The sequence below is a fragment of the Bacillus sp. JK74 genome (assembly GCF_053663395.1).
Genome location: NZ_JBSJQB010000001.1, coordinates 232,407 through 257,234, shown reverse-complemented (window position 1 = coordinate 257,234; position 24,828 = coordinate 232,407). Strand labels below are relative to the sequence as shown.

Annotated in this window: 20 protein-coding genes; 13 read left to right on the top strand and 7 right to left on the bottom strand. The window is 49.0% G+C overall.

Going from position 1 to position 24,828, the window contains the following annotated elements; translation table 11 throughout:
• Nucleotides 1–136 precede the first annotated feature (136 nt).
• Nucleotides 137–772, top strand: a complete 636-nt coding sequence (gene azoRB, locus ACWJJ5_RS01325) for an FMN-dependent NADH-azoreductase AzoRB (RefSeq protein WP_003151719.1) — start codon at nucleotides 137–139, stop codon at nucleotides 770–772.
• Between the two features lie 45 nt (nucleotides 773–817).
• Here azoRB and ACWJJ5_RS01320 read toward each other — a convergent pair whose 3' ends face one another.
• On the bottom strand, nucleotides 818–1,858 hold the full coding sequence (locus tag ACWJJ5_RS01320; RefSeq protein ID WP_454022129.1) for an oxidoreductase: 1,041 nt from the start codon (nucleotides 1,856–1,858) through the stop codon (nucleotides 818–820).
• 138 nt (nucleotides 1,859–1,996) lie between these two features.
• Here ACWJJ5_RS01320 and csoR point away from each other — a divergent pair, with 138 nt between their 5' ends.
• The 6 genes from csoR to ACWJJ5_RS01290 all read left to right on the top strand — a co-directional run bounded on the left by csoR (nucleotide 1,997) and on the right by ACWJJ5_RS01290 (nucleotide 8,556).
• The gene (gene csoR / locus ACWJJ5_RS01315; protein ID WP_013353610.1) at nucleotides 1,997–2,302 is read left to right on the top strand and encodes a copper-sensing transcriptional repressor CsoR; all 306 of its coding nucleotides are present in this window, start codon (nucleotides 1,997–1,999) and stop codon (nucleotides 2,300–2,302) included.
• A gap of 75 nt (nucleotides 2,303–2,377) precedes the next feature.
• Nucleotides 2,378–2,584: a copper chaperone CopZ gene (copZ, locus tag ACWJJ5_RS01310; RefSeq protein ID WP_015240581.1), complete on the top strand. Its 207-nt coding sequence runs from the start codon at nucleotides 2,378–2,380 to the stop codon at nucleotides 2,582–2,584.
• A gap of 83 nt (nucleotides 2,585–2,667) precedes the next feature.
• Nucleotides 2,668–5,097, top strand: coding sequence for a heavy metal translocating P-type ATPase (locus ACWJJ5_RS01305; protein WP_454022128.1), 2,430 nt, complete (start codon nucleotides 2,668–2,670; stop codon nucleotides 5,095–5,097).
• A gap of 149 nt (nucleotides 5,098–5,246) precedes the next feature.
• The gene (locus ACWJJ5_RS01300; protein WP_454022127.1) at nucleotides 5,247–7,358 is read left to right on the top strand and encodes a heavy metal translocating P-type ATPase; all 2,112 of its coding nucleotides are present in this window, start codon (nucleotides 5,247–5,249) and stop codon (nucleotides 7,356–7,358) included.
• Nucleotides 7,359–7,475: 117 nt separating this feature from the next.
• A complete protein-coding gene (locus tag ACWJJ5_RS01295) occupies nucleotides 7,476–8,147 on the top strand; it encodes a DsbA family protein (protein ID WP_014305813.1) in 672 nt (223 codons plus the stop codon).
• A complete protein-coding gene (locus ACWJJ5_RS01290; RefSeq protein WP_014305812.1) occupies nucleotides 8,137–8,556 on the top strand; it encodes a disulfide oxidoreductase in 420 nt (139 codons plus the stop codon). The genes ACWJJ5_RS01295 and ACWJJ5_RS01290 overlap by 11 nt, the downstream gene beginning before the upstream one ends.
• Before the next feature lie 34 nt (nucleotides 8,557–8,590).
• On the opposite strand, the gene ACWJJ5_RS01285 is transcribed toward ACWJJ5_RS01290, so the two are convergent.
• Nucleotides 8,591–9,391 carry a zinc-dependent metalloprotease gene (locus ACWJJ5_RS01285; RefSeq protein ID WP_025853854.1) on the bottom strand — a complete coding sequence of 267 codons (801 nt, stop codon included), beginning with the start codon at nucleotides 9,389–9,391 and terminating at the stop codon, nucleotides 8,591–8,593.
• 222 nt (nucleotides 9,392–9,613) lie between these two features.
• On the opposite strand from ACWJJ5_RS01285, the gene ACWJJ5_RS01280 reads away from it, so the two are divergent.
• From ACWJJ5_RS01280 to ACWJJ5_RS01260, 5 genes are all read left to right on the top strand, one after another.
• Complete coding sequence (locus ACWJJ5_RS01280; protein WP_007410017.1) at nucleotides 9,614–10,222, top strand: trimeric intracellular cation channel family protein; 609 nt, start codon at nucleotides 9,614–9,616, stop codon at nucleotides 10,220–10,222.
• Between the two features lie 172 nt (nucleotides 10,223–10,394).
• On the top strand, nucleotides 10,395–12,710 hold the full coding sequence (gene helD / locus ACWJJ5_RS01275; protein WP_454022126.1) for an RNA polymerase recycling motor HelD: 2,316 nt from the start codon (nucleotides 10,395–10,397) through the stop codon (nucleotides 12,708–12,710).
• Between the two features lie 174 nt (nucleotides 12,711–12,884).
• Nucleotides 12,885–14,693 (top strand): assimilatory sulfite reductase (NADPH) flavoprotein subunit, encoded by a 1,809-nt coding sequence (locus tag ACWJJ5_RS01270; RefSeq protein WP_434685904.1) that lies wholly within the window; start codon nucleotides 12,885–12,887, stop codon nucleotides 14,691–14,693.
• A 27-nt stretch (nucleotides 14,694–14,720) separates the two neighbouring features.
• Entirely contained in the window at nucleotides 14,721–16,436 is a 1,716-nt protein-coding gene (gene cysI, locus ACWJJ5_RS01265) for an assimilatory sulfite reductase (NADPH) hemoprotein subunit (protein ID WP_052827842.1), read from the top strand.
• Between the two features lie 346 nt (nucleotides 16,437–16,782).
• Nucleotides 16,783–18,798, top strand: coding sequence for a Na+/H+ antiporter (locus ACWJJ5_RS01260; protein ID WP_077722834.1), 2,016 nt, complete (start codon nucleotides 16,783–16,785; stop codon nucleotides 18,796–18,798).
• 36 nt (nucleotides 18,799–18,834) lie between these two features.
• Here ACWJJ5_RS01260 and ACWJJ5_RS01255 read toward each other — a convergent pair whose 3' ends face one another.
• Nucleotides 18,835–19,320 (bottom strand): hypothetical protein, encoded by a 486-nt coding sequence (locus tag ACWJJ5_RS01255; protein ID WP_020954314.1) that lies wholly within the window; start codon nucleotides 19,318–19,320, stop codon nucleotides 18,835–18,837.
• Between the two features lie 221 nt (nucleotides 19,321–19,541).
• Here ACWJJ5_RS01255 and ACWJJ5_RS01250 point away from each other — a divergent pair, with 221 nt between their 5' ends.
• A complete protein-coding gene (locus ACWJJ5_RS01250) occupies nucleotides 19,542–20,372 on the top strand; it encodes an aldo/keto reductase (protein WP_007410023.1) in 831 nt (276 codons plus the stop codon).
• Nucleotides 20,373–20,404: 32 nt separating this feature from the next.
• Here ACWJJ5_RS01250 and ACWJJ5_RS01245 read toward each other — a convergent pair whose 3' ends face one another.
• The 4 genes from ACWJJ5_RS01245 to ACWJJ5_RS01230 form a co-directional block, all read right to left on the bottom strand.
• Nucleotides 20,405–21,550, bottom strand: coding sequence for an ABC transporter permease (locus tag ACWJJ5_RS01245; RefSeq protein ID WP_077722833.1), 1,146 nt, complete (start codon nucleotides 21,548–21,550; stop codon nucleotides 20,405–20,407).
• Between the two features lies 1 nt (nucleotide 21,551).
• Nucleotides 21,552–22,646: an ABC transporter permease gene (locus tag ACWJJ5_RS01240; protein WP_434685908.1), complete on the bottom strand. Its 1,095-nt coding sequence runs from the start codon at nucleotides 22,644–22,646 to the stop codon at nucleotides 21,552–21,554.
• A gap of 23 nt (nucleotides 22,647–22,669) precedes the next feature.
• The gene (locus ACWJJ5_RS01235) at nucleotides 22,670–23,605 is read right to left on the bottom strand and encodes an ABC transporter ATP-binding protein (RefSeq protein ID WP_015240573.1); all 936 of its coding nucleotides are present in this window, start codon (nucleotides 23,603–23,605) and stop codon (nucleotides 22,670–22,672) included.
• Nucleotides 23,606–23,724: 119 nt separating this feature from the next.
• Nucleotides 23,725–24,828: a sensor histidine kinase gene (locus ACWJJ5_RS01230; RefSeq protein ID WP_232213123.1), complete on the bottom strand. Its 1,104-nt coding sequence runs from the start codon at nucleotides 24,826–24,828 to the stop codon at nucleotides 23,725–23,727.

The following is a 24,828-nucleotide window of genomic DNA, read 5'->3' as shown; positions in this document are numbered from 1 at the left end:
ATACTGATTTCGAGATATTATTGTTGCGAAAAGAATTTTTTGTAACTATAATTATTACAGAACTGATCAGTATAAAAAAACATTCATATTTCATAATAAATGTGTGTGTAATTTGAAAACGAAAGGGCTGTTAACAATGGCAAAAGTACTTTATATCACTGCTCATCCTCATGATGAAAAGACATCTTACAGCATGGCGACAGGAAAAGCGTTTATCGATTCTTATAAAGAATCAAACCCGAATGATGAGGTTGTACATATCGACCTTTACAAAGAGAACATTCCTCATATCGACGCGGATGTATTCAGCGGCTGGGGAAAACTTCAATCCGGCACAGGTTTTGAAGAGCTTTCTGAAAACGAAAAAGCGAAAGTCGGCCGTCTGAATGAGCTGAGCGATCAATTCGCGTCAGCTGACAAATACGTATTCGTCACACCGCTTTGGAACTTCTCATTCCCGCCTGTTATGAAAGCGTACCTTGATTCTGTGGCTGTAGCCGGAAAATCATTCAAATATACAGAGCAAGGCCCGATCGGCCTGTTGACTGACAAAAAAGCGCTCCACATTCAGGCGCGCGGAGGCTATTACTCTGAAGGCCCGGCGGCTGACATGGAAATGGGCCACCGTTACATCGGCATCATGATGAACTTCTTCGGCGTTCCTTCTTTTGACGGTTTAATCGTTGAAGGCCATAATGCTGAACCGAATAAAGCACAGCAAATTAAAGAAGATGCGATTGCCCGCGCGAAAGAAGCCGGAAAATCATTCTGATCTTAAAAAAAACCTCCCCGCCGTCGGCAGGGAGGTTTTTTTATATTAAAGGGCAATCGTCCGTTTTTGCTCGCTGCTTTTCATCGCCGCTTCAATGACACGGATGACATCGATGCCTTCTTCCGCCGTAACGGGAAGCGGTTTTCCGTTTAAGATGCTGTCCGCCAGCAGTTTGTAGTACGTAAGGTAAGAGCCGTTCTCAGAGGGGATTGTTTCTGTATGCCTTTTTTCATCCGCTGCGATTGTCAGCTCTCCGAAGTTGTCAGGGTCATCGGCGCCCCAGCTGTCGTCAATCGGCTTTTGGCCGGCTGAAAGCGCCTCTTCCTGTCCGTCCTTTCCGTATTTGATAAAGCTTGCATTCCGTCCGTGAATCTGATAGCGCGGGCCGTTTGCCGCATTTATAGAGCCGGATTGAAGAATGACCTGAAGCTTGCCGTAATGGAGCGCGGCCAGAAAATAATCGACGGTTTCACTGTTGTCCCGCTGTTTCATCACATGTGCCGTGACGGATTCCGGCATTCCGAAAAGCAGGAGTGTCTGGTCAATAATATGTGAACCGAGATCATACAGCGTTCCCGTGGCGGGTCCGCTTTTTTCGCGCCATCTTTCTTGGACAACCGGATTGTACAGATCGTAGTTGACTTGATATGTATGAATGTCTTGAAGCGCCCCGTCCCGAATCAGCTTTTGTATCGTTAAAAAGTCATTGTCCCACCGCCGGTTGTGGTACACGCTCAGTAAGACGCCTTTATTTTCAGCCGTTCTTCTCAGCTCCTCCGCTTCTGCTGAAGTCGCCGTCATCGGTTTTTCCACGACGGTGTGTTTTCCCGCCAGGAGACATTTCATCGCTGATTCATAATGCATTCCGCTCGGTGTCGTAACGATGACGAGATCAATGTCAGGATCACCGGTAATGTCTTCAATCGCGCGCACGGCTTCAGCCCCCGGCAGATCACGTTTGACCTCCTCCGTTCTGGAGGTCATGACTTTTTTGATCTGATAATCATCAAGGACGTCCAAAAGCGGCGCATGAAAGACTTTCCCGGACAAACCATATCCCAATATGCCAACCTGTATCGTTTTCAATGAACTTCCCCCTCATGATATGTGATAACAATATATACCCCGCGGGTGTACTGGTTAAACTTGTGTGTTGAAAATTTTTTACACCGGATTTTCAAGTCTGTATAATGAAGGTAACGAAGAACAAAACCGAGGTGGAAAATGGACAAACATACCGAGCATCAATCGTTAAATCATAAAAGCGCCAAAGAAAAAGACCAGATTCTGAACCGGCTGAAACGGATTGAAGGCCAAGTCAGGGGCATTCAGAATATGGTGGAAAACGAACGATACTGCGTGGATATTCTCGTGCAGATTTCAGCCGTGCAGGCGGCCATGCAGAAAGTCGCGTTTCATCTGCTGGAAGATCACGCCCATCACTGCGTAGCCGGCGCCATTGAGAGCGGAAACGGGGAGCAGGCGATTGCCGAGCTGCTTGATGTTGTGAAAAAAATCGCGAAATCGTAAAATAAAATGTTTTGAAATACCCTACAGGGGTATGGTAACATAAAAAAGAAAAAACAAGACGTGGAGGGAATCATCATGGAACAAAAAACACTGCAAGTCGAAGGCATGTCCTGTCAGCACTGCGTAAAAGCAGTAGAGACCGGAGTGGGAGAACTGAACGGAGTGACGGCGGTTCAGGTGAAATTGGAAGCCGGACAGGTGGATGTGACGTTTGATGAAAACAAAGTCTCCGTATCAGATATAAAAGACGCGATTGAAGATCAAGGGTATGACGTCGTATAGGATTTATCGCGCTTCGGGAACGGGCGCGGTTTTCTTTTATCATAATTATACCCCCATGGGGTTTATGAAGAGAGATGAGGACATTGAGTGAACCGAAAGAGATGACCATTCAGGTGGGAGGCATGACATGCGCCGCCTGCGCTTCAAGAATTGAAAAAGGGCTGAAACGGATGGACGGCGTCAATGACGCTTCCGTCAATCTTGCGCTTGAGACCTCAAATATTTCTTATCAGCCTGACAAAATCGAAGCTGGCGCCATAAAGGATAAAATTGAAAAACTCGGCTATCACGTCGTGACGGAAAAAGCCGAGTTTCAGATTGAAGGCATGACGTGTGCCGCTTGCGCCAACCGGATTGAAAAGCGCCTGAACAAAACAGAGGGCGTTGTGAGCGCACCGGTGAATTTCGCCCTGGAAACAGTCACCGTTGAATACAATCCGAAAGAGGTGACACCGAAAGAGCTGAAAGAGATCGTGGCAAAACTCGGCTACCGATTAGACGGGAAGAAAGCGGTTGATGGAGACGGCGGATTATCCCAAAAGGAGAAAGAGCAGCGAAAGCAGCTGATCAGGCTGATATTTTCTGCCGTTCTCTCCTTTCCGCTTTTATGGTCGATGGTCAGCCATTTTTCTTTTACTTCTTTTATCTGGATGCCGGATATCCTGATGAATCCGTGGCTGCAATTCGCGCTTGCCACCCCGGTGCAGCTCGTCATCGGCTGGCCTTTTTATACGGGAGCGTACAAGGCGCTGAGAAACAAAAGCGCCAATATGGATGTTCTCGTTGCGCTCGGAACGACGGCCGCTTACGCATACAGCCTGTACATGACGATTGCGTCTCTCGGGCGAGACGGACATGCTGAGGGGCTTTATTATGAAACGAGCGCCATTTTGCTGACTTTGATATTGCTTGGAAAGCTTTTAGAGATGAAAGCAAAAGGCCGCTCATCAGAAGCGATTAAAAAGCTAATGAAGCTTCAGGCGAAGACGGCGGCGGTTGAGCGGGACGGCAAAGTACAGGTGATTCCGATTGACGAGGTCCGGACGGGGGATATCGTATACGTGAAACCTGGAGAACGCGTTCCTGTCGATGGCGAAGTGATTGAAGGCCATTCCGCGATTGATGAATCGATGATTACGGGAGAGAGCATGCCTGTCGATAAGTCTCCCGGAAGCACCGTCACCGGGGCGACGATCAATGCAAACGGCTTTCTCAAAATCAGAGCGGTGAATGTCGGCAAAGATACCGCGCTTGCACACATTATTAAAATCGTGGAAGAAGCCCAAGGATCAAAAGCCCCCATTCAGCGGCTCGCGGATCACATTTCAGGCATTTTCGTCCCGATTGTGCTGGGGCTGGCCGTGCTGACTTTTCTCATTTGGTATGTATGGGCGGCGCCGGGACAGTTTTCTGAAGCGATCGGCAAATTCATCGCCGTGCTTGTCATTGCCTGTCCGTGCGCACTGGGGCTCGCCACTCCGACGAGCATTATGGCGGGCTCCGGCCGCGCAGCTGAATTCGGCATTCTCTTTAAAGGCGGGGAGCATCTAGAAAAGACCCAGCGTCTGACGACCATCGTACTGGATAAAACCGGAACGGTGACAAACGGCAGACCGGTGCTGACAGACGCCGTACCGGCAGCGGGAATGAACGAAGAGGAGCTCCTGCGGCTGGCGGCGGCCGCCGAAACGGGATCGGAGCACCCGCTTGGAGAAGCCATCGTGTCAGGAGCCGAAAAACGGGGGATTTCCATCCCGAAACTCGCCCGGTTCCAAGCCCGGATCGGTTCCGGAATCTATGCAGAGGCTGAAGGGAGAACGATTCTTGCCGGATCAAGACGGCTGATGGAATCAGAGCACATTGAACATGAAGCACTGCTTCCGCACATGGCCCGCTTGGAGGCGGAAGGAAAAACGGTGATGCTTATTGCGGCAGACGGCAAAGCGGCGGGGCTTATCGCAGTCGCCGATACCATCAAAGAAACATCTCCGGCCGCGGTGAAACGTCTGAATGATATGGGGCTTGACGTCATCATGATGACCGGTGACAACAAAAAGACCGCGGAAGCCATTGCAAAAGCCGCGGGCATCGGCAGCGTGATCGCAGAAGTGCTTCCCGAACAAAAGGCGGCAGAAATTTCCCGGCTGCAAAAAGAAGGCCGGCGCGTGGCGATGGTTGGTGACGGCATCAATGATGCTCCGGCGCTGGCTGTGGCCGATATCGGAATGGCCATCGGCACCGGCACCGATATCGCAATGGAAGCAGCGGACATTACGCTGATCCGCGGAGACCTGAACGGCATTGCCGACGCCATCGGCATGAGCAGGCTGACTATGAGAAACATCAAGCAGAATTTAGGATGGGCATTGGGCTACAACAGCATCGGCATTCCGATTGCGGCAGCCGGCTTTCTGGCTCCGTGGGTGGCAGGCGCCGCCATGGCATTCAGCTCGGTATCGGTCGTGCTTAATGCCTTGCGTTTACAGAAGGTGAAAAAAGACAAAATCGGCTGATGCCGGTTTTGTCTTTTTTATTGACACTTTATTCAAAGCCTGCATATAATAGAGAAAACACTTATATGAATATATGCTCATATATATAATTTCGTTTAGCTGTATTGATGTTATGGGAATCCTATTACGGAAAGTAGGGTGAGTCGAAAATGAAAGCAGCCAAAGGTGAATTTGTATTAGACGGACTTGATTGCAGCAACTGTGCAAAAAAAATAGAAAACGGCGTAAAAGCCATTGACGGCATAGACGGCTGTGCTGTCAATTTTGCGGCAAGCACCATCACGGTCTCAGCCGGCGGGAAAAACGAGCAATGGATGAAAGACGAAGTCGCGAAAAAAGTAAAGTCCATTGATCCTCATGTGACCGTTCGTTCGAAGCACGAAGACAAACCCGGTGAGGATGAATACCGCAAAAAGCTGCAGCTGATGTTAGTGAGATTGGCGGCGGGCGCTGTTTTGGCCGTCATCGCTTACTTCGCGCACACGGGCGCCGTCCTTGAGTTTCTGCTCTTTTTTGCTTCATATTTGATCATCGGCGGCGATATCGTAGCCAGAGCGGGAAAAAATATTGTCCGCGGCCAGGTATTTGATGAGCATTTTCTGATGGCGCTTGCCACAATCGGCGCATTTATCATTCATCAATATCCGGAAGGCGTCGCGGTCATGCTGTTCTACCAGATCGGTGAATTGTTTCAGGGAGCGGCCGTCAGCCGATCCAGAAAATCGATCAGCGCGTTATTGGACATCCGTCCTGAGTACGCCAATGTGAAAACGGAAAACGGCATGGCTGCCGTTCCCCCGCAGGACGTCAAAGTCGGACAGGTCATCATCGTGAATCCCGGAGAACGGATTCCGCTGGACGGAAAGGTGCTGAGCGGTTCCTCGATGGTTGATACATCCGCTTTAACGGGCGAATCCGTGCCGAGAAAAGCGGAGCCGGGGCAAGAGGTGATGGCCGGATTTATGAATCAGAACGGCGTGCTTCATATTGAAACCTCTAAAGGGTATGAAGACTCTGCCGTGTCAAAAATATTGAATCTGGTCGAAAATGCGGCCGGACGCAAAGCGAAAACGGAAAACTTTATTACGAAGTTTGCCAAGTACTATACACCGGCCGTTGTCATTGTTGCGGTGCTTCTCGCCTTTTTACCGCCGCTTCTCGTGCCTTCAGCCGCGCTATCCGACTGGGTGTACCGCGCGCTGATTTTCCTTGTGATTTCTTGTCCGTGCGCACTCGTCGTCTCCATTCCGCTCGGGTTTTTCGGCGGTATCGGGGCTGCGTCTAAAGCAGGGGTGCTCGTGAAAGGCAGCAACTATTTAGAAGCGCTCAATCAGGTGGCATACGCCGTGTTTGATAAAACGGGAACCTTAACGAAAGGCAATTTCGCCGTTACTGATATCAAACCGGCGGCAGGATTTACGAATGACAGCCTGCTTCATGCAGCCGCGCTTGCAGAAGTCCATTCCAATCATCCGATTGCTTCTTCCATCCGTGAAGCTTACAATCAACCGTTAGCGGCTGAGGAGATTGAAGAATATGAAGAAATACCCGGACACGGCATTAGGGTGAAAACCGGCGGATCAACGATTTTGGCCGGAAATCAAAAACTGATGGCAAAAGAACAAATCGCTTCCGGCACAGCTGAAAATAACGGAACCGTCGTTTATGTCGCCGTGGATCAGCAGTATGCGGGGGCAATCGTGATCGCCGATGAAATCAAAGAGGACGCCAAACAGGCCATTGCCAATTTAAAAGCGCTCGGCGTGAAGCGGACAGTGATGCTGACGGGTGATTCAAAGCAGACCGGAGAAGCTGTCGGCCGAGAGCTCGGTATTGATGACGTGTACACAGAGCTTTTGCCTGGTGACAAGGTAGACCGCGTCGAAGAACTTGAAGCCGCGCTTTCACCGAATGAAAAACTGATGTTTGTCGGCGACGGGATTAATGATACGCCTGTGCTTGCCAGAGCTGACATCGGAGCTGCCATGGGGGCTCTCGGTTCTGATGCCGCCGTCGAAGCGGCCGATGTCGTCCTGATGACAGACCAGCCGTCAAAAGCAGCCGAAGCCATCCGGATTGCACGCCGCACACGCCGGATCGTCTGGCAGAACATCGGATTTGCTTTAGGCGTAAAAATCATTTTTCTCTTGCTTGGCGCATTCGGATTCGCCACCATGTGGGAAGCGGTCTTTTCAGATGTAGGCGTCACGCTGATCGCCGTTGCCAACGCGATGCGCGTCATGAGAGTGAAAGCGGAATAATTGTCAAAGATAATTCGTTTTTCAGGGTTTTCTTAAACAAGGTTGTCTTGGTAAAATAGAGAAGCGGGCCATCCGGCATCCGCTTCTTTTTTATTTTAAAAACAATGAGGTGTCTGAGTGAAAAAGAAACAATCGTCTGCGAAATTTGCGGTGATTCTGACGTTAATCGTTGTCGTTTTATTTGCGGCCATCGTAATTATTAACAACCAAACGGAAAAAGCGGGCGAAACAGTCGCCGAACAGCCTTCCATTAAAGGACAGCCCGTGCTCGGCAAAGACAGCGCGCCTGTTACGGTAGTTGAATTCGGAGATTACAAATGTCCGTCATGCAAAGTATTTAACAGCGATATCTTTCCGAAAATCAAAAAAGATTTTATCGATAAAGGCGACGTGAAATTTTCATTTGTGAACGTCATGTACCACGGAAGCGGCTCGCGTCTGGCGGCACTTGCTTCAGAAGAGGTGTGGAAGGAAGACCCGGCATCATTCTGGGCTTTCCATGAAAAGCTGTTTGAAGAGCAGCCGTCAAGCGAACAGGAATGGGTCACGCCTGCATTGCTTGAAAAAACGGTCAAAAGCACCGCGAAAAAGGTTGATCCTGACAAGCTGAAGGAAAACCTTGATAAAGAGACATTTGCAAAAGAGCTGAAAGCTGACACTGACCTGAATGATAAATTAAACATTACGGCGACACCGACGATTTACGTAAATGACAAAGTGATTAAAGAATTCTCTAATTATGAGGAAATTTCAAAAACGATTAAGAAAGAGCTGAAAAATGAAAAATAGAATCGTATTTTTATATGCTTCTTGGGTGATAGCTCTTGCTGCCATGCTCGGCAGCCTTTATTTCAGCGAGATCAGAAAATTCATACCGTGCGAGCTGTGCTGGTATCAAAGAATTCTCATGTATCCGCTTGTCCTGATTTTAGGAATCGCCACCTTCCAGGGTGACACGCGCGTGAAAAAATATGTGCTGCCGATGGCCGTCATCGGCGCGTTTATATCGATCATGCATTACCTTGAGCAGAAGGTGCCCGGTTTCAGCGGCATCAAGCCGTGTGTCTACGGCGTGCCTTGCTCATCTGAATATATTAACTGGTTCGGTTTCATTACCATTCCTTTCTTGGCATTGACGGCATTTATTCTCATTATGATCTGCATGTGTTTTGTCAAAACGGAACGCACGGCAAAATAAAGAGCCTGCTCCATGGGGAGCGGCTCTTTTTCTATTATTTGTACCAAGCTTTGTTTGTCGCAATCTGTCTGTTATGGGAGCTGTCCCAGATATCCACGGAATAGGCATAATCATAATTCATGACGCAGCGGATGCCGCTGCCTTGGGCGTCATGCTGAAGTCCGAAGTTATGGGAAAACTCGTGCTGTGCCGCTTTCGCCGTGTTGGCCGTTCCTTGATCAAGGTTCACGCTGAAAGCCGGGCCGCTCGGTTTGCCGTTATATACATACGCGATACCGCCGGCGTCAAAACTTGATTTTGCGGTAAAACCGACGACGAAATGATAATTTTGATTTCTGAAGCTGCTTTGGAGATTCGATAAAATCTGAGAACTGTTTGAGCCGGAAGAATTCCAAGCCTGCACGGCCTGTACGACGAAATCAATGTTGTGATCACGGTTAAAAGCGACATCCGCCTGCTCCACGATCTGGACGATTCGCGTTTGCCAGTCGCTGTATTTGGCGCGGTATTCAGCGTCCGCCACCGCCAGCACTCTGACCTTCTGGGAGCCCGTGCTGGCTTTAGTTGAGGCTTTATCCTGACTGACATTGGCATTGAATCGTTTCGTGCCGACCTGCTTGCCGTTCTCATCCAGAATTTTTGTGTCAACCGTCTGTTCAACTTGGACCGGGCCCTTCAGATCTTTAAAATGATCGGCTTTCGGAAGCGGGTCCGTATATACCGTTTTCGCCGGCTCCGCATGAGTGTGCGAATGCGTATGGCTTTCGGCTGACGGCAGGCCGGGAATTAATCCGGCGGCCAATAAAACAGGAAAAACAAGTGAACTGATTTTCATCTCATAACCCCCTTTTTGTTAGAGAAAGTATTCAATGAAACTTCCAATAAACCTTCCATTAAAGTATAAAATAGGAAAATATTCTCGCTCTCAGCGGTTGCGGGTGAGGTTGTCCCGGATTAGGAATCAGAATCTTTCAAAAATAAGGTTGATTTTAAGAGAAAGCGATTATAAAATCTAATGGTCGTCAGAAAATTTAACAAATAAAAAGGAGCATATGGAATGGCCTGGGAGCTGCTTAGTGTAATCGGCATCATTGCGTTTGCGGTCAGCGGAGCGATTGTTGCGATGGAAGAGGAGTATGATATTTTAGGCGTGTATATCTTGGGGATTGTAACGGCGTTCGGCGGAGGAGCCATCCGAAATCTGCTGATCGGTGTTCCGGTCTCCGCCTTGTGGGAGCAAGGCGCGTTTTTTCAAATCGCTCTCGCATCAGTTACGATTGTCTTTTTGTTTCCGAAGCTGCTGTTAAGACATTGGAGTAAATGGGGCAACCTATCCGATGCCATCGGGCTATCGGCGTTTGCCATCCAAGGCGCTTTATATGCCGTGAAAATGGGCCATCCGCTCAGTGCGGTGATTGCGGCAGCGGTCCTGACCGGAAGCGGGGGCGGCATCATACGGGATCTGCTCGCGGGCAGAAAGCCGCTTGTGCTCAAGGCGGAAATTTATGCAGTCTGGGCCGCGCTCGGAGGGTTAATCGTGGGCCTCGGCTGGGCCGGGGATGCCGCCGGTTTGTATGTGCTGTTTCTTGTGCTTGTGGCATGCCGCATCTGCAGTTATGTGTTCAGGTGGCGCCTGCCGAATCGTTCCTATCATATAGATCAGTAAAAAACCGATTTCATAAAAGAAATCGGTTTTTCTGCATAACTCGCTTCTGATAAAAAAAGACGCCCGATATGATAAGAAAAAGGGTATTTGACCATAATGCTGAATAATATGTTGCATATATGTTTGTATGAGGAAAGCCGGATTTGTCAGCTTGATCTCGGAGGTGCCGCTGATGGCAAAACGTGATAAAGAGTGGAAAGAAGAGCAGGAAAGAATCAATTTTGTCATGAAGGAACTGGAACAGAAACAAACTCATCTTGAAGCCTCATCGGGCGGATTGAAGCAGGATATTGTCGGCCTGAGAAAAACGTTTTGGGATGATGTCACCGTGAATATGGATGACGCCCATGAAGCGGCTGAGACATTTTCAAGCATTAAACAGCAGGCGGAAATGCTTTCAGAACGTGAACGGACGCATCGGCTTCAATACCGGCAGCTTCAAAAAATCCAAAAGCTGAAAACCTCTCCTTACTTCGGCCGTGTCGATTTTACGGAAGAAGGGGAGTCCTCTTCCGAGCGGATTTATATCGGGCTGACTTCTTTGATGGATGAAAACAACGAGCAATTTCTCATTTATGATTGGCGCGCGCCCATCTCATCTCTTTACTATCAATATTCCCCGGGAAAAGCCCGCTATGAAGTTCCGGAAGAAACGATAGAGGGAGACATCACACTGAAGCGGCAGTTCATCATTAAAAACGGGACGCTTAAAGCGATGTTTAACACGGATATGACGATTGGTGACGAAATGCTGCAAGAGGTGCTGAGCGGTCATTCCGGACAGCATATGAAAAACATCGTGTCGACCATCCAAAAAGAACAGAACGAAATCATCCGGGATGAAAAAAGCAAATATCTCATCGTTCAGGGAGCCGCCGGGAGCGGGAAAACATCCGCGGCGCTGCAGCGGGCCGCTTACTTGCTGTACCGCGGGCGCGGGGTGCTTGATGCCCGTCAGATTGTATTGTTTTCCCCGAACATTTTGTTTAACAGTTATGTTTCCGCCGTATTGCCGGAATTGGGAGAAGAGAATATGGAGCAGGCCACCTTTCAGGAATATATCATCCGCCGTCTCGGACGAAAGTTTGATTGTGAAAGCCCGTACGAGCAGCTTGAATATTGCCTGACTGAACAAAATCAGGACGCACTTTCCGTAAGGCTTGCAGCCATTGCTTACAAAGCGTCATCAGCTTTTCAGGCCATGATTGACCGCTATGCCGGCTCACTTTCCTGCTCGGGCCTGATATGTAAACAGATCAGCTTCCGGGGAGACATCCTGATTTCAAAAGAGCGGATTGAAGCCTATTTTTATTCGCTTGATCAGCAGCTGCCGATTCCGAACAGAGCGGAGCTGACGGCGGAATGGCTTCTCGCGGAAATCAGCGCTCTCGAAAAAAAGGAGCGTAAGAAGGAATGGGTCTTGCAGGAGAGCGAGCTGCTTGATAAGGAAGACTATGCTGAGGTTTATCAAACACTCAAGAAGCAGGCGGCAGATGATGAACCTGCATTTGACGACCATCAGCGCGAACAGCGCCTGCTTGGCGCCATTATTGTCGGGAAAGCCTTTAAACCGATTAAGCAGGCCGTCAGACGGCTCGGCTTTCTCGATATAAAACGGATGTATCTCCGGCTGTTTTCAGACTGGGGAGCTGATGAAAAGCCCGATCATTGGGAGAGCATCGGCGCTTTGACCAGAAACGCATTTGCAGAACGGTCGCTTCTGTATGAAGATGCCGCTCCGTATCTGTATTTGCAGGATCTGCTAGAAGGAAAAAGAAAAAACACACAAATGAAGCACGTCTTCATTGATGAAGCGCAGGATTATTCCTCATTTCAGCTCACGTATATTCAAAGCATCTTCCCGGCGGCAAAGATGACGGTGCTCGGTGATGTCAGCCAGTCGATTTATGCTCACACCATTACGGGCCCTTCTTCCCTCGCCGGCTGCTTTCGCAATGGTGCAGAAAAGTATGTCAGCCTGAAGCGGACTTACAGATCGACGCGGCAGATTGTTGAATTTACGAAAGCGCTGCTGGCTGACGGCGATGACATTGAGCCTTTTAACCGGAACGGGGAAAAACCGCGTGTTTTGCGGACGGATACAGAAAATGCGCGGCGGGAACAATTGGCGGATACAATCCGGGAGCTCAGACAAAAAGGCTGGGAGACGGTCGCCGTCATCTGCAAAACGGCCGCGGAAGCCAAAAAAGTGTTTCAGGCAGTCAGCGCCGAGAGCGGTGTCCGCTTGATCAATAAAGAAAACCAGCCTTTTCAAAAAGGGGTATGCGTCATTCCCGTTTATTTGGCAAAAGGCATTGAGTTTGACGCCGTCATTGCCGCTGACGCCTCTGCTGCCCAGTACAATAGCGAACATGACCGTAAGCTGTTATATACGGCCTGTACGCGGGCGATGCATCATTTGACCATATTGTCTCCGGGAGAACCCTCTCCTTTTATAAAAGAAGTGCCCGCCGGCTTATTCGTATAAGCCCTTTGCCGAGTGCAAAGGGCTTTTTATCATTAGTAATCTTAATCGTTGTCATCATGATTATATATTTTACTTACATACAAACTTTCGGTAAAGTTTCAATTAGAATATTATTTTGACAATTCCTATAGAAATAACGTACGTTACGTTTAATTCCTTGTGAGGTGGATATCGTTGCAACTTCAGGTCATGAACAGTCCGTTTAATCAGGAGCAGGCAGAGCTCCTTAACCGCCTTCTGCCGACCTTGACAGAATCACAGAAAATCTGGCTGAGCGGTTATTTGGCTGCGGCCCGGTCCGAATCCGGTGAAACAGCCGCGCCCGCTGCTCCGGCTCCTGCAGAAAGCCCGGCAGTCTCGAAAGAAGTGACCGTATTATACGGATCGCAAACGGGAAATGCGGAAGGTCTTGCGAAACAGACGGTAAAGACGCTTGAGGAACGGGGATTCCAGGTCACCGTCGCGTCGATGAACGATTTTAAGCCGAATAATCTGAAAAAAGTAAACAATTTACTGATCGTGGTGAGCACGCACGGAGAAGGCGATCCGCCGGATAACGCGCTGGCCTTTCATGAATTTCTTCACGGCAGACGCGCGCCGAAGCTTGAAGCGCTCCGTTACTCCGTTTTGGCGCTCGGGGACAGCTCGTATGAATTTTTCTGCCAGACCGGCAAAGAGTTTGACGAGCGTCTTCAAGAGCTCGGCGGCACCCAGCTTGCGCCGCGGGTTGATTGCGATCTTGATTATGATGAGCCGTTTTCGGAATGGCTTGACGCGGTTATCGGCGGTTTGAACGAAGGAGCGGGAAATCAAACAGCCGAAGCGCCTGCCGAGACGCCCGCTCTCGGTGAATCCGTATATTCCAGAACGAACCCGTTTCGGGCGGAGGTTCTTGAGAACATCAATCTGAACGGACGCGGTTCGAATAAAGAAACACGTCATCTCGAGCTATCGCTTGAAGGATCGGGCCTCGCGTATCAGCCCGGAGACAGCCTCGGCATCTATCCGGAAAATGATCCGGCGCTCGTTGATGAGCTGATCAATGAGCTGAAATGGGACCCAAAACAGGAAGTGGCGGTGAATAAACAAGGAGAGCGCCGTCCGCTGGAAGACGCGCTTACTTCTCATTTTGAAATTACCGTCTTAACAAAGCCGCTTTTGCAAAAGGCCGCACAGTTTACGGCTGATCAAAAGCTGAGTGAACTTCTGGCCGAAGGAAACGAAGAGCAGCTGAAAGCATACACCAACGGCCGTGATCTGCTCGATCTCGTCCGGGATTTCGGTCCGTGGGAAGCTTCCGCGGAAGACTTTCTTTCCATCCTGCGTAAAATGCCGGCCCGGCTCTATTCGATCGCAAGCAGTTTAGAAGCGAATCCGGAAGAGGTGCATCTGACAATCGGAGCGGTCAGATATGACGCGCACGGCAGAGAACGCAAAGGCGTCTGCAGCATTCTTTGTGCGGAAAGACTCCAGCCGGGAGATACGCTTCCGATTTACATTCAGCACAACCAAAACTTCAAGCTGCCGGAAAATCCGGATACACCGATCATTATGGTCGGGCCGGGGACAGGCATCGCACCGTTCCGTTCCTTTATGCAGGAGCGTGAAGAAACCGGAGCTGAAGGGAAAACATGGCTGTTTTTCGGGGATCAGCACTTTGTCACTGATTTTCTGTACCAGACGGAATGGCAAAAATGGCTGCAAAACGGTGTTCTCACAAAAATGGACGTCGCTTTTTCCCGGGATTCGGAGGAAAAAGTATATGTGCAGCACCGCATGAAAGAACAAAGCAAAGAGCTGTATGAATGGCTGCAGCAGGGAGCCGCCGTATACATCTGCGGTGATGAACAGCATATGGCGCATGACGTGCACCAGGCGCTTCTCGATATCATTCAGGAAGAAGGCGGCATGAGCCGTGAAAAAGCGGAAAGCTTCCTGGCAGACATGCAGCAGAAAAAACGCTATCAGCGTGACGTATATTGATTTTGGTTTGAAAGGAGCTTATTCAGCATGGTGAACAACATTTTAAAAGCGCCGGAAGGCCCTCCAAGTGATGTTGAGGAAATTAAAGAAAAAAGTGATTATTTGCGCGGCACATTGAAAGAAGTCATGCTCGACCGGATTTCAGCCGGCATCCCGGACGATGACAACCGGCTGATGAAGCATCACGGAAGCTACTTGCAGGATGACCGCGATCTCCGTAATGAACGTCAAAAACAAAAGCTTGAACCGGCTTATCAGTTCATGCTGCGCGTCCGGATGCCAGGCGGCGTGTCAACTCCGGAACAATGGCTTGTCATGGATGAACTGGCGCAAAAATACGGAAACAATACATTGAAGCTGACAACGCGTGAAACGTTCCAAATGCACGGAATTTTAAAATGGAACATGAAAAAAACGATTCAGAAAATCAATGCGGCGCTGCTTGATACCATTGCGGCCTGCGGAGATGTCAACCGAAACGTCATGTGCGCTTCAAATCCGCACCAGTCTGAAATTCATGCGGAAGTATACGAATGGTCGAAGAAATTGAGCGATGACCTTCTTCCGCGCACGAGAGCCTATCATGAAATCTGGCTTGATGAGGAACGTGTGGCGGGAACTCCTGACACGGAAACGGAACCGATGTACGGGCCGCTGTATTTGCCGCGGAAATTCAAAATCGGAATCGCCGTGCCTCCGTCCAATGATATCGATGTCTTTTCTCAAGATCTCGGCTTCATTGCCATCGTGGAGGAAGGCCGTCTTATCGGATTCAACGTGGCAATCGGCGGCGGTATGGGAATGACGCACGGCGATACGGCCACTTATCCGCAGCTTTCAAAAGTCATCGGCTTCTGCAAACCGGAGCAGCTGTATGATGTAGCGGAAAAAACCATTACAATTCAGCGCGATTACGGAAACCGTTCCGTCAGAAAGAATGCCCGATTCAAGTACACCGTTGACCGTCTCGGGCTGGAAAACGTAAAAGCCGAGCTGGAAAACCGCCTCGGCTGGCAGCTGGATGAAGCGAAACCTTATCATTTTGACCATAACGGCGACCGTTACGGATGGGTGAAGGGCGTAAAAGGGAAATGGCACTTTACGATGTTTATCGAAGGCGGCCGCGTCACGGACTATGAGAATTATAAGCTGATGACGGGATTGCGTGAAATCGCCAAAGTCCATACAGGGGATTTCCGTCTCACTTCTAATCAAAACCTGATTATCGGCAATGTCTCGAGCCAGAAAAAGAAACAAATCAGCGCATTAATCGAACAATACGGTCTGACAGACGGCCGGCAGCATTCCGCCCTCCGCCGCAGTTCAATGGCTTGCGTCGCGCTTCCGACATGCGGGCTCGCCATGGCCGAAGCCGAGCGGTATCTGCCGAAATTGATTGATAAGATTGAAGACATTGTTGACGAAAACGGGCTGCGGGATGAAGAAATCACCATCCGTATGACCGGGTGCCCGAATGGCTGCGCCCGCCATGCACTCGGCGAAATCGGATTTATCGGAAAGGCGCCCGGAAAATATAATATGTATTTAGGAGCGGCGTTTGACGGCAGCCGTTTGAGCAAAATGTACCGGGAAAATATCGGTGAAGAGGAAATTCTGAGTGAGCTTCGCACTATTCTCCCGCGCTACGCGAAAGAGCGTGAGGAAGGCGAACACTTCGGCGATTTCGTCATCCGCGCCGGCATCATTAAAGCGACGACAGACGGTACGAATTTTCACGAATAAGATGAGCTCTTAAAACCAAGGATAGAGACACACTGGCGGTGGTTCTCTATCCTTTGCTAAGCAGCATAAACGCTGCACCGCGTCATGAAACAGATGACGCAGCTTGCGAAAAAGCCTGTTTTCAGAGAAAACAGGCTTTTTCTTTTTCCGGAAAAAATGTAGCCGAAGGCAAAAAAAGTTCGCCGTGAGCGCGTTATGAGAAATTTTAAATAAAAACGGGTAAAATAAAAGAAGAATGGTTGCGTGCGGAAAATATATTGAATCTGCCCGATCATCGGCTCCGGCCTTTGACAAGGGCAGAGAACAGACAATAATGATATGATGCAGCAGATGAAGGAGGTCAGCTTTGGACATATTTTTAGTCGTACTCGTACTTTTAACCATTATCGCGATCTCAAATATCGTAAATCGGTTTGTCCCCTTTATCCCGGTGCCTTTGATTCAGGTGGCGCTCGGTATCATTGCGGCGTCATTTCCGCAGGGGCTTCATTTTGAACTGAATACTGAATTGTTTTTTGTTTTGTTTATCGCGCCGCTGCTTTTTAACGATGGAAAACGGACGCCGCGTGCGGAACTTTGGAATTTAAGAGCGCCGATTCTGCTGCTTGCGCTCGGGCTCGTGTTTGCCACGGTGATTGTCGGCGGTTACACGATTCATTGGATGATTCCGAGCATTCCGCTGGCCGCCGCGTTCGGGCTGGCGGCGATCCTGTCACCGACTGACGTCGTCGCGGTCAGCGCGCTGTCAGGGCGTGTGAAGATGCCAAAAGGCATTCTGCGTCTCCTTGAAGGAGAAGGACTGATGAATGACGCATCCGGCCTGGTCGCTTTTAAATTTGCGATTGCGGCGGCCGTGACGGGCGCATTTTCGCTGGCGCAGGCCGCCTTCAGTTTCGTTCTGATTTCAGCCGGCGGTTTACTCAGCGGTGTCGTCATTTCTTTTTTGATTATCCGTTTCCGGCTGTTTATGCGGCGCCTCGGCATGCAGGATGTCACGATGCATATGCTGATTCAAATTCTGACGCCGTTCGTCATCTATCTCGCGGCTGAAGAAATCGGCGTTTCCGGCATTTTAGCGGTTGTGGCCGGCGGCATCACGCATGCGGTGGAGCAGGACCGTCTTGAATCAACGATGGTCAAACTGCAAATCGTCTCTTCAAGTACGTGGAATATTATTTTGTTCATTCTGAACGGTCTTGTTTTCGTTATTTTAGGTGCGCAAATACCGGACGTGGTTTCCGTCATCTTTAATGATACCGCGTTTAACAATATGATGGTCATCGGGTATATTATCGTCATTACGCTGACGTTAATGATTCTCAGGTTTTTGTGGGTGCTGTTTTTTTGGAACGGCAAGTGGTTTTTTAACAAGGATCAGAGCATTTATAAACCCGGCCTGCGCTCGACCCTGCTGATTTCGGTTTCAGGCGTCAGGGGAGCGGTCACGCTTGCGGGTTCCTTTTCCATTCCTTACGTGCTCTCTGACGGCTCACCGTTTCCTGAACGGAATTTGATTCTCTTTTTAGCCGCGGGCGTTATTTTGTGCACATTGGTGCTGGCGACAATCGTACTGCCGATTTTGACAGATAAGCCGGAAGACAATGTGAAAGAGAAGAAAGTCAAATTGCTGACAGCGAGACGGAAGCTGATAAAAGCTGCCTTAACCGCCATTAAAGAAAATATGAATGAGACAAACAAAACGGCTTCTTTTGCGGTCATTGCCGAATACAATGAGAAAATGAAAAATCTCAGGTTTCAGCAGTTCACCGTCAAAAACCGCACGAAAAAAGATGAGCGGAAAGTCCGCGCCCAAGGGATTCAGGCAGAACAGGAAGAATTGCTGCGGCTGATTGAGCGGGGCGACATCCCGGAAGAAACGGCTGACAGCCTTCAGGAACGGTTTGATGAACTGGAAGTGCTGTATACGAATCCGTTTAAAGTCGGCTTATCTAAGAAAAAGCTGAAACGCCTGATGTACTGGATCTTTTTCGGTGAACATAAAAAGCCGGAAATGTCGATTTTAAATGAAGAAGGCCTCATTCGCTCCACAAGGGTTAAAACGGCAAAAGCGGCCATTGAAAGCCTGAAAAAACACATGACTGAAGAAAATAAAGATGTGACGCTTGCCGTCATTTCCTTTTACAATCACTTGATTTTCAGGCTGGGGCACTCGTATCACGAACAGAGTCCGAGCCGCCGTTTTGAAAATCAAAAACTCGAAATCAAACTGCGGGCCGTACAGGCCATCCGCAACGAAATCCAAACATTATTCGAAGAGCGGGAAATTTCCCGCGACATGTCGCATGAGCTTCGCCAATACATCAATGATGTGGAAGCGGCCATGCTTGACGGAGATGAATAAAAAAAGTCCGGCATCTGTTCGCCGGACTTTTTTAGATTACGGACGATGGAATTCGACGTGATCGCCGTCGCGGTCAAACCAGCCTCTGAAGGCCCAGTTGATCCAGCCGCCATCTCCTTTGTTGGTGAAGCTTCCGTCTTCAAACACCCAAATGCCGTACGTGATGCCGTCATAAACGGCGGAACCGTAAAACTGAACGCCGTTAAAATGATCTTCATATTCCTGGCTTAAATTAAACACCATGACATTATATTTTTGTCCGGAAGCATAGAATGAAGATTCCATTAAGTTTTTGACGAAGCCGTCACGGTTTTGCGCCGACTTAATCGCGTCAGCAATCGAATTGCCGATGCCGAGCAGGTCAACGTCAATGTTTAATCCGACATCTTTTGCTGAGACATCTGATGATTGCTGTGCCATGTTTTGAGGGACCGGGTTTTCTTTTGCGGATACAAAGGACAGAGGAGTCAGAGACAAAGCGGCGCCAAGGGCAACGGACATCGGGATACGCATACGTTTCATATGATTTCCTCCTTCAATTGTGTGGTGGCTACAGTAGCGATTTACCCGGACAGTTACCCGATTAACCGTAATTTTTGAAAAATAGGAAAATAATAACGTTGGTGGTACTTGGGCACTAAAGATGGTTTTTGTGATAACGATGAGCGTATAATTGGTTTCTTACGGCGGAAATGTGAGATAATAATAACCGTTTACATAATGACTAGAAAGGATGGTTCAACGTGGCAAAAAGCTTAAAAGATACTGTAAAGCTTCATAATGGCGTTGAAATGCCGTGGTTCGGCCTTGGCGTCTTCAAGGTGGAAAACGGAAGCGTAGCGGCGGACTCCGTCGAAGCGGCAATCAGAAACGGCTACCGCAGCATTGATACGGCGGCTATTTATAAAAATGAAGAGGGTGTCGGCGAAGGCATCAGAGCTGCGGGCGTTGCCAGAGAAGAGCTGTTCATCACGTCAAAAGTGTGGAATGAAGATCAAGGATACGAAACGACACTTGACGCGTTTGAGAAAAGCCTTGAGCGCCTCGGCCTCGATTACCTCGACCTTTACCTGATTCACTGGCCGGGCAAGGATAAATATAAAGACACATGGCGCGCTCTTGAAAAGCTGTACAAAGACGGAAAAATCCGCGCCATCGGCGTCAGCAACTTCCAAGTGCATCATTTAGAAGAACTGCTGAAAGATGCTGAAATCAAGCCGATGGTCAACCAGATTGAATTCCACCCGCGCCTGACTCAAAAAGAAGTAAGAGATTTCTGCAAAGCGCAGGGCATTCAAGTGGAAGCGTGGTCTCCATTGATGCAGGGACAGCTCCTCGATAACGAAGTGCTGTCACAAATTGCGGAAAAACATAACAAATCGGTTGCTCAAGTGATTTTGCGCTGGGATCTTCAGAACGAAGTCGTTACCATTCCGAAATCGATTAAAGAGCACCGCATCATAGAAAATGCCGATATTTTTGATTTCGAACTGTCACAGGAAGAAATGGAAAAGATCAGCGCATTGAACAAAGACGAGCGTGTCGGACCGAATCCGGACGAGCTTCTGTTCTAAGAAAAAACAGCCCTTTACGGGGCTGTTTTTCTTTACATAAATGTCTGTGTCTGACGTTTTACGCTGAACCTGTATGCGGCTATTAATAACAGGGCGGCGGCGAAGGCTCCCAAAATGATGATGTTCAGCGTCAGGCTTTGGAGCGTGCGGCCGTGCTGCAATTGATCGACCGTATCAAGCACCCAGCGCTGAGGCAGAAATTCGGCGATTGTCTGCACTGTTTTCGGCATAATATTGCCCGGAAAAAAGCAGCCGGCGAGCAAGCATGTCGGTACGACGATCAAGTTCAAAAGCGCCGATGCCGAAGAGCTGCTGTTGGAAAAACCGACGGCAATAAAGGCGATCCCGATTGCGCTTAATGCAAATAGCATCATCAGGACGAACAGCTGCCACAGCGGGAATGACGGATGAATATGAAAAGCGGCGCCCATAAAGAGAACGGCGAATATAATTTGGACGGCCATGATGATCATATTCACCGCCGCGTTCGCCAATACATACTGCTTTGACGTGATCGGCGTTGACAGAAGCCTGTAGTACGTCCTGTTTTCTCTTTCTTTAATCATCAGTTCCGTCAGGTTGCCGGCGGAATAGAGCATAATGATAATGAGATACCCGATGACTGAGTAAGTCATTTCTTTATGGTTCGATGTATCTTGTAAAACAGCGGACTCCGTTTGAATCGGAGAATGCTTGAAATCGGCGTACATCGCCTGAAAGGCCTTCGCGTCTCCGCCGGAAGATTTGCCGATTGAGGCGGCGCTGTTCATATAATTGTACAAATAAGAGCTGACATATCCGGTGACCTGGGCGCCTTTCAGCGAGGTCATGCCGATGTGAGACGGTTTCCCGTCTTTTACGCTTTGGGAGAAGCCTTTTTCAAACGTAATGAGCGCCTCCATTTTTCCTGAAGCGATCTTTGATGAGGCGGACGCAGCCGTTTCCTCCGAAATCTTCACATGATCCAGTCCTTTTAAAAACGTGACCGTATCCTGTGCCACTTCTCCGCCGTCTTGATTGAGAATGCCGATATTGAGCGTTTCGGCTCCGCCGTTGGCATTGGTCATGAAGGAGAGGAAGACGCCGATCAGCGGAGCCCCGATATAAAGAATGAGCTGTTTTTTGCTTTTTGTAATTCCTTTGAGAGTGTGTGCAAACAGCCACCAGAAGTTTTTCATATTACAGTCCCTCCCGTCTTTGAAACGTAAATGCGGCGATCAGCAAAAAGAGTGCCGCCAATGCTGTATTTAAACCGAGTGCAGGCCATGCCGCTGATACATCATTTGCGTAAATGATGTTGTTAATCGCCTTATTGATCCAGGATAAGGGCGACAAGGCGGAAATCCCCCCTCCTTCATATTTGTAATAGGCACCGCCGATAATGGACATCACCTGCACGATGATGACGGTGATTAATCTGGCGCTTTCGGGTTTTCTGGTCAAATAGCTCAGGCTGAGCCCGAAGCTGACGGCCAAAAGAATTTCAGAAACGAGAATCAACAGCACAAGTCCCATGTGGCTGCCCCAGTTCGCTTTCAAGATAAATTTGCTGAAGGCGACAACGGCAAGAATCGTCAGAACATTCACAGCCAAAATGCCGAGCATCTTTCCGAGAAAGATATCGCTTTTCCGGAGCGGGGCGGCGATCAGGCGATCCGCGGTGTGCCGTATTCTTTCCCCGCGGAATAAGGAGCTGGCAAAAATCGAGGCGTACAGCCCGATCATCGTCGTCATGGATATCGCGTAAAAATCTTTCGCCTTCGGTTCTTTCGCTTTGTGTAAAGACGTCTGCTTCATATAATCGCTTTTGATTTGTCCGGCGGAAGGTTCCTTATGCGCCTTGTAAGCGGCGGCGCCTGCTTTGTATTGATTGGTAAAAGCGGTCAGCATGCCTTGGACGATCGTGCCGTTGATGCCGCTCCGGTCATTTGTATAGACTTGGAAACCGGTGTTTTTTACAGTGACGAAAGCATCCGCCTGATTTTCTTGAACCTCGTTTTTGCCTTTTGCCTCCGTGTCCGCTTTTTGAAAATAGACATGCTCTTTTTTGGCGGCTTTCATAAACTCAGTAAAATCATGAGAAAGAGGGCCGTTTGACTGGTCCGTATATACCACCTTGATGTTTCCGACCGTCACCTCTGAATCAAAGGCGTTAGATAATGCCGCGGTAAAAATCAGCATGAAGACAATCGGAAAAGCAAGCATGAAAATAAAAGTCCGTCTGTCGCGGAAACTGATTTTGATTTCTTTCCCTGCGATGTGCAGAATATTCATTTGCAATCCTCCTTTCAGTTAGGTCAGTCGCGCAGGCTTCTGCCTGTCAGCGTGAGAAATACCGTTTCTAAGTCAGGGGCCTGTTCCTGCAAGGAGCGGATTTCAATGCCTTTGTCCATGAAGTACCGGATCAGGCGGTTTAAATTGTTGACCCCTGTGTCAGAGCTGATTTTCACGCTGTTTTCTTCCAGTGCGGCGGCTCTGACGCCGGGCAGCTCCTGAATATCGCCGAGGCTGATGCCGTTTCCGGATGACAGCTCAATCACGACGTCCTTCGTGTCGGTAATGATGGAGGTCAGCTGTTCTTTTGTGCCTTCGGCGATGACTTTTCCGTGGTCGATGATAGCGATGCGCGTGCATATTTCTTCCACTTCCTCCATGTAGTGGCTCGTATAGATGATCGTGCATCCCATTTCATTCAGCTTTTTCACTGATTGCAGAATATAATTTCTTGATTGCGGGTCAATGCCGACCGTCGGTTCATCCATGATGATCAATTTCGGCCGGTGGGCAAGGGCGCAGGCGATATTAAGCCTGCGTTTCATTCCGCCGGAAAAATGCTTCGGCAAATATTTGTGTTTATCGCTCAAGCCGACGAATGTCAGGGCTTCCTCGACCCGTTCTTTCAGAGCCGCACCTCTCAGGCCGTACAGACCTGCGAAGAACTTCACATTTTCATAGGCGTTTAATTCTTCGTAAATCGCGAGGTCCTGAGGGACGATACCGATATTCATTTTCGTTGCTTTGCTATATTTGAAAATATCTTTTCCGAGAAACAGAATGTCTCCGCCTGAAGGTTTTAAAAGACCTGAGATCATATTGATCGTCGTGCTTTTTCCGGCTCCGTTTGCGCCGAGAAACCCGAAAATCTCACCTTCTTTTACGGCAAGCGACATCTGGTCAACGGCGGCATAATCACCGAATTTCTTACTCAGCTGTTTGAGCTCCAAAATGTTCATGTTTCCACCTCTATGTCTTATGATGCTCTTATTATAAAAAAAAGAATGAACGGCCGTTAGTGCAGCTGTTCATTCCTTTGACATGAGAATCTTCATATTTTTCACATGAAAACATTCACTTATTCAACCGGAAGCAATGTCGTGACGGAAAAACCGGCCGTGCCGTCAAGAATAACGGTTCCGTGCAGGACGGCCGCCCGTTCTTCCATACCGAGCATGCCGAGGCCTTTTTTAAAGCGGACGGCGCCGTTTCCGTTATCTTTCACTTCCGCTTTCACGGCTTTATTCAGTACATGGATATCAATGAAAATCTGCGTGGCATCGGCGTATTTCATCGCATTGGTCAAAGCTTCGGTTACGTTTTCCTGAATGACTCTCCAATGCATTTGCGTCAGCCTGTCCAAATCGCCTTGATGCGTAAACGGAACCGGCATCCCGTTTTTGGCCGAAAATTCATCAATAAACGTTCTTAATCTGTGAATGCCCATTTGTTCAGCGGGCGGTTTCATATTTTTCAGCGTTATGCGGATATCCTCTATGCCCTCTTTGGAAATGGTAATGGCGTTTTGGAGCAGTTCAGCCGCTTTGTCCGGATGAGAGCCGAGCATCCGCTTCGCCGCTTCCATCTGAATGAGCGCGCCGGTCATGGAATGGCCGATTTTATCATGGATGGCTTGGGATAATCTGTTTCTTTCCTCGAGTTTGCCGGTGTACTCCGATTGTTTGATATATTCCGTGCTGCTGTGCAGCTGTTTCGTCAGTTTTTCAATGCTTGAGCGCATGATGTCCGACTGTTCTTCATATTTCTTCAGCCGATTGCCGGACCGGGCGGCCAAAACGAATATCGCCAGACAGAACAAGGTCATGACGATATAAGTCGGAAGGTCGCCGTACGGGATAAATAAAAACGGCAAAAACACGAGCAGGCAGAACACATAGCGGTGAACCGGATATTCGGCAAGAACCGCAAAAATGGCGGGCGGCAAAAGAAACAGAAACGCCGGATGGCCTAAGGCGGAAAGCCAAGCGGTCAATGCCAGCGCCATGAGGGTGATCCCGCGCCTCCAAACGGGCGGCCTGATCATGCAGACCGCGATGCCCAAAGACAGATAAAGCAGCAGAAACAAGACGGCGTACGGCGTGTAAGGGCGGTCAGCCGATACGAACAAAAAAGCCGTATAAAAAATGGCGATCAGTCTGCTCATCAGCATCCAAAAATCCAT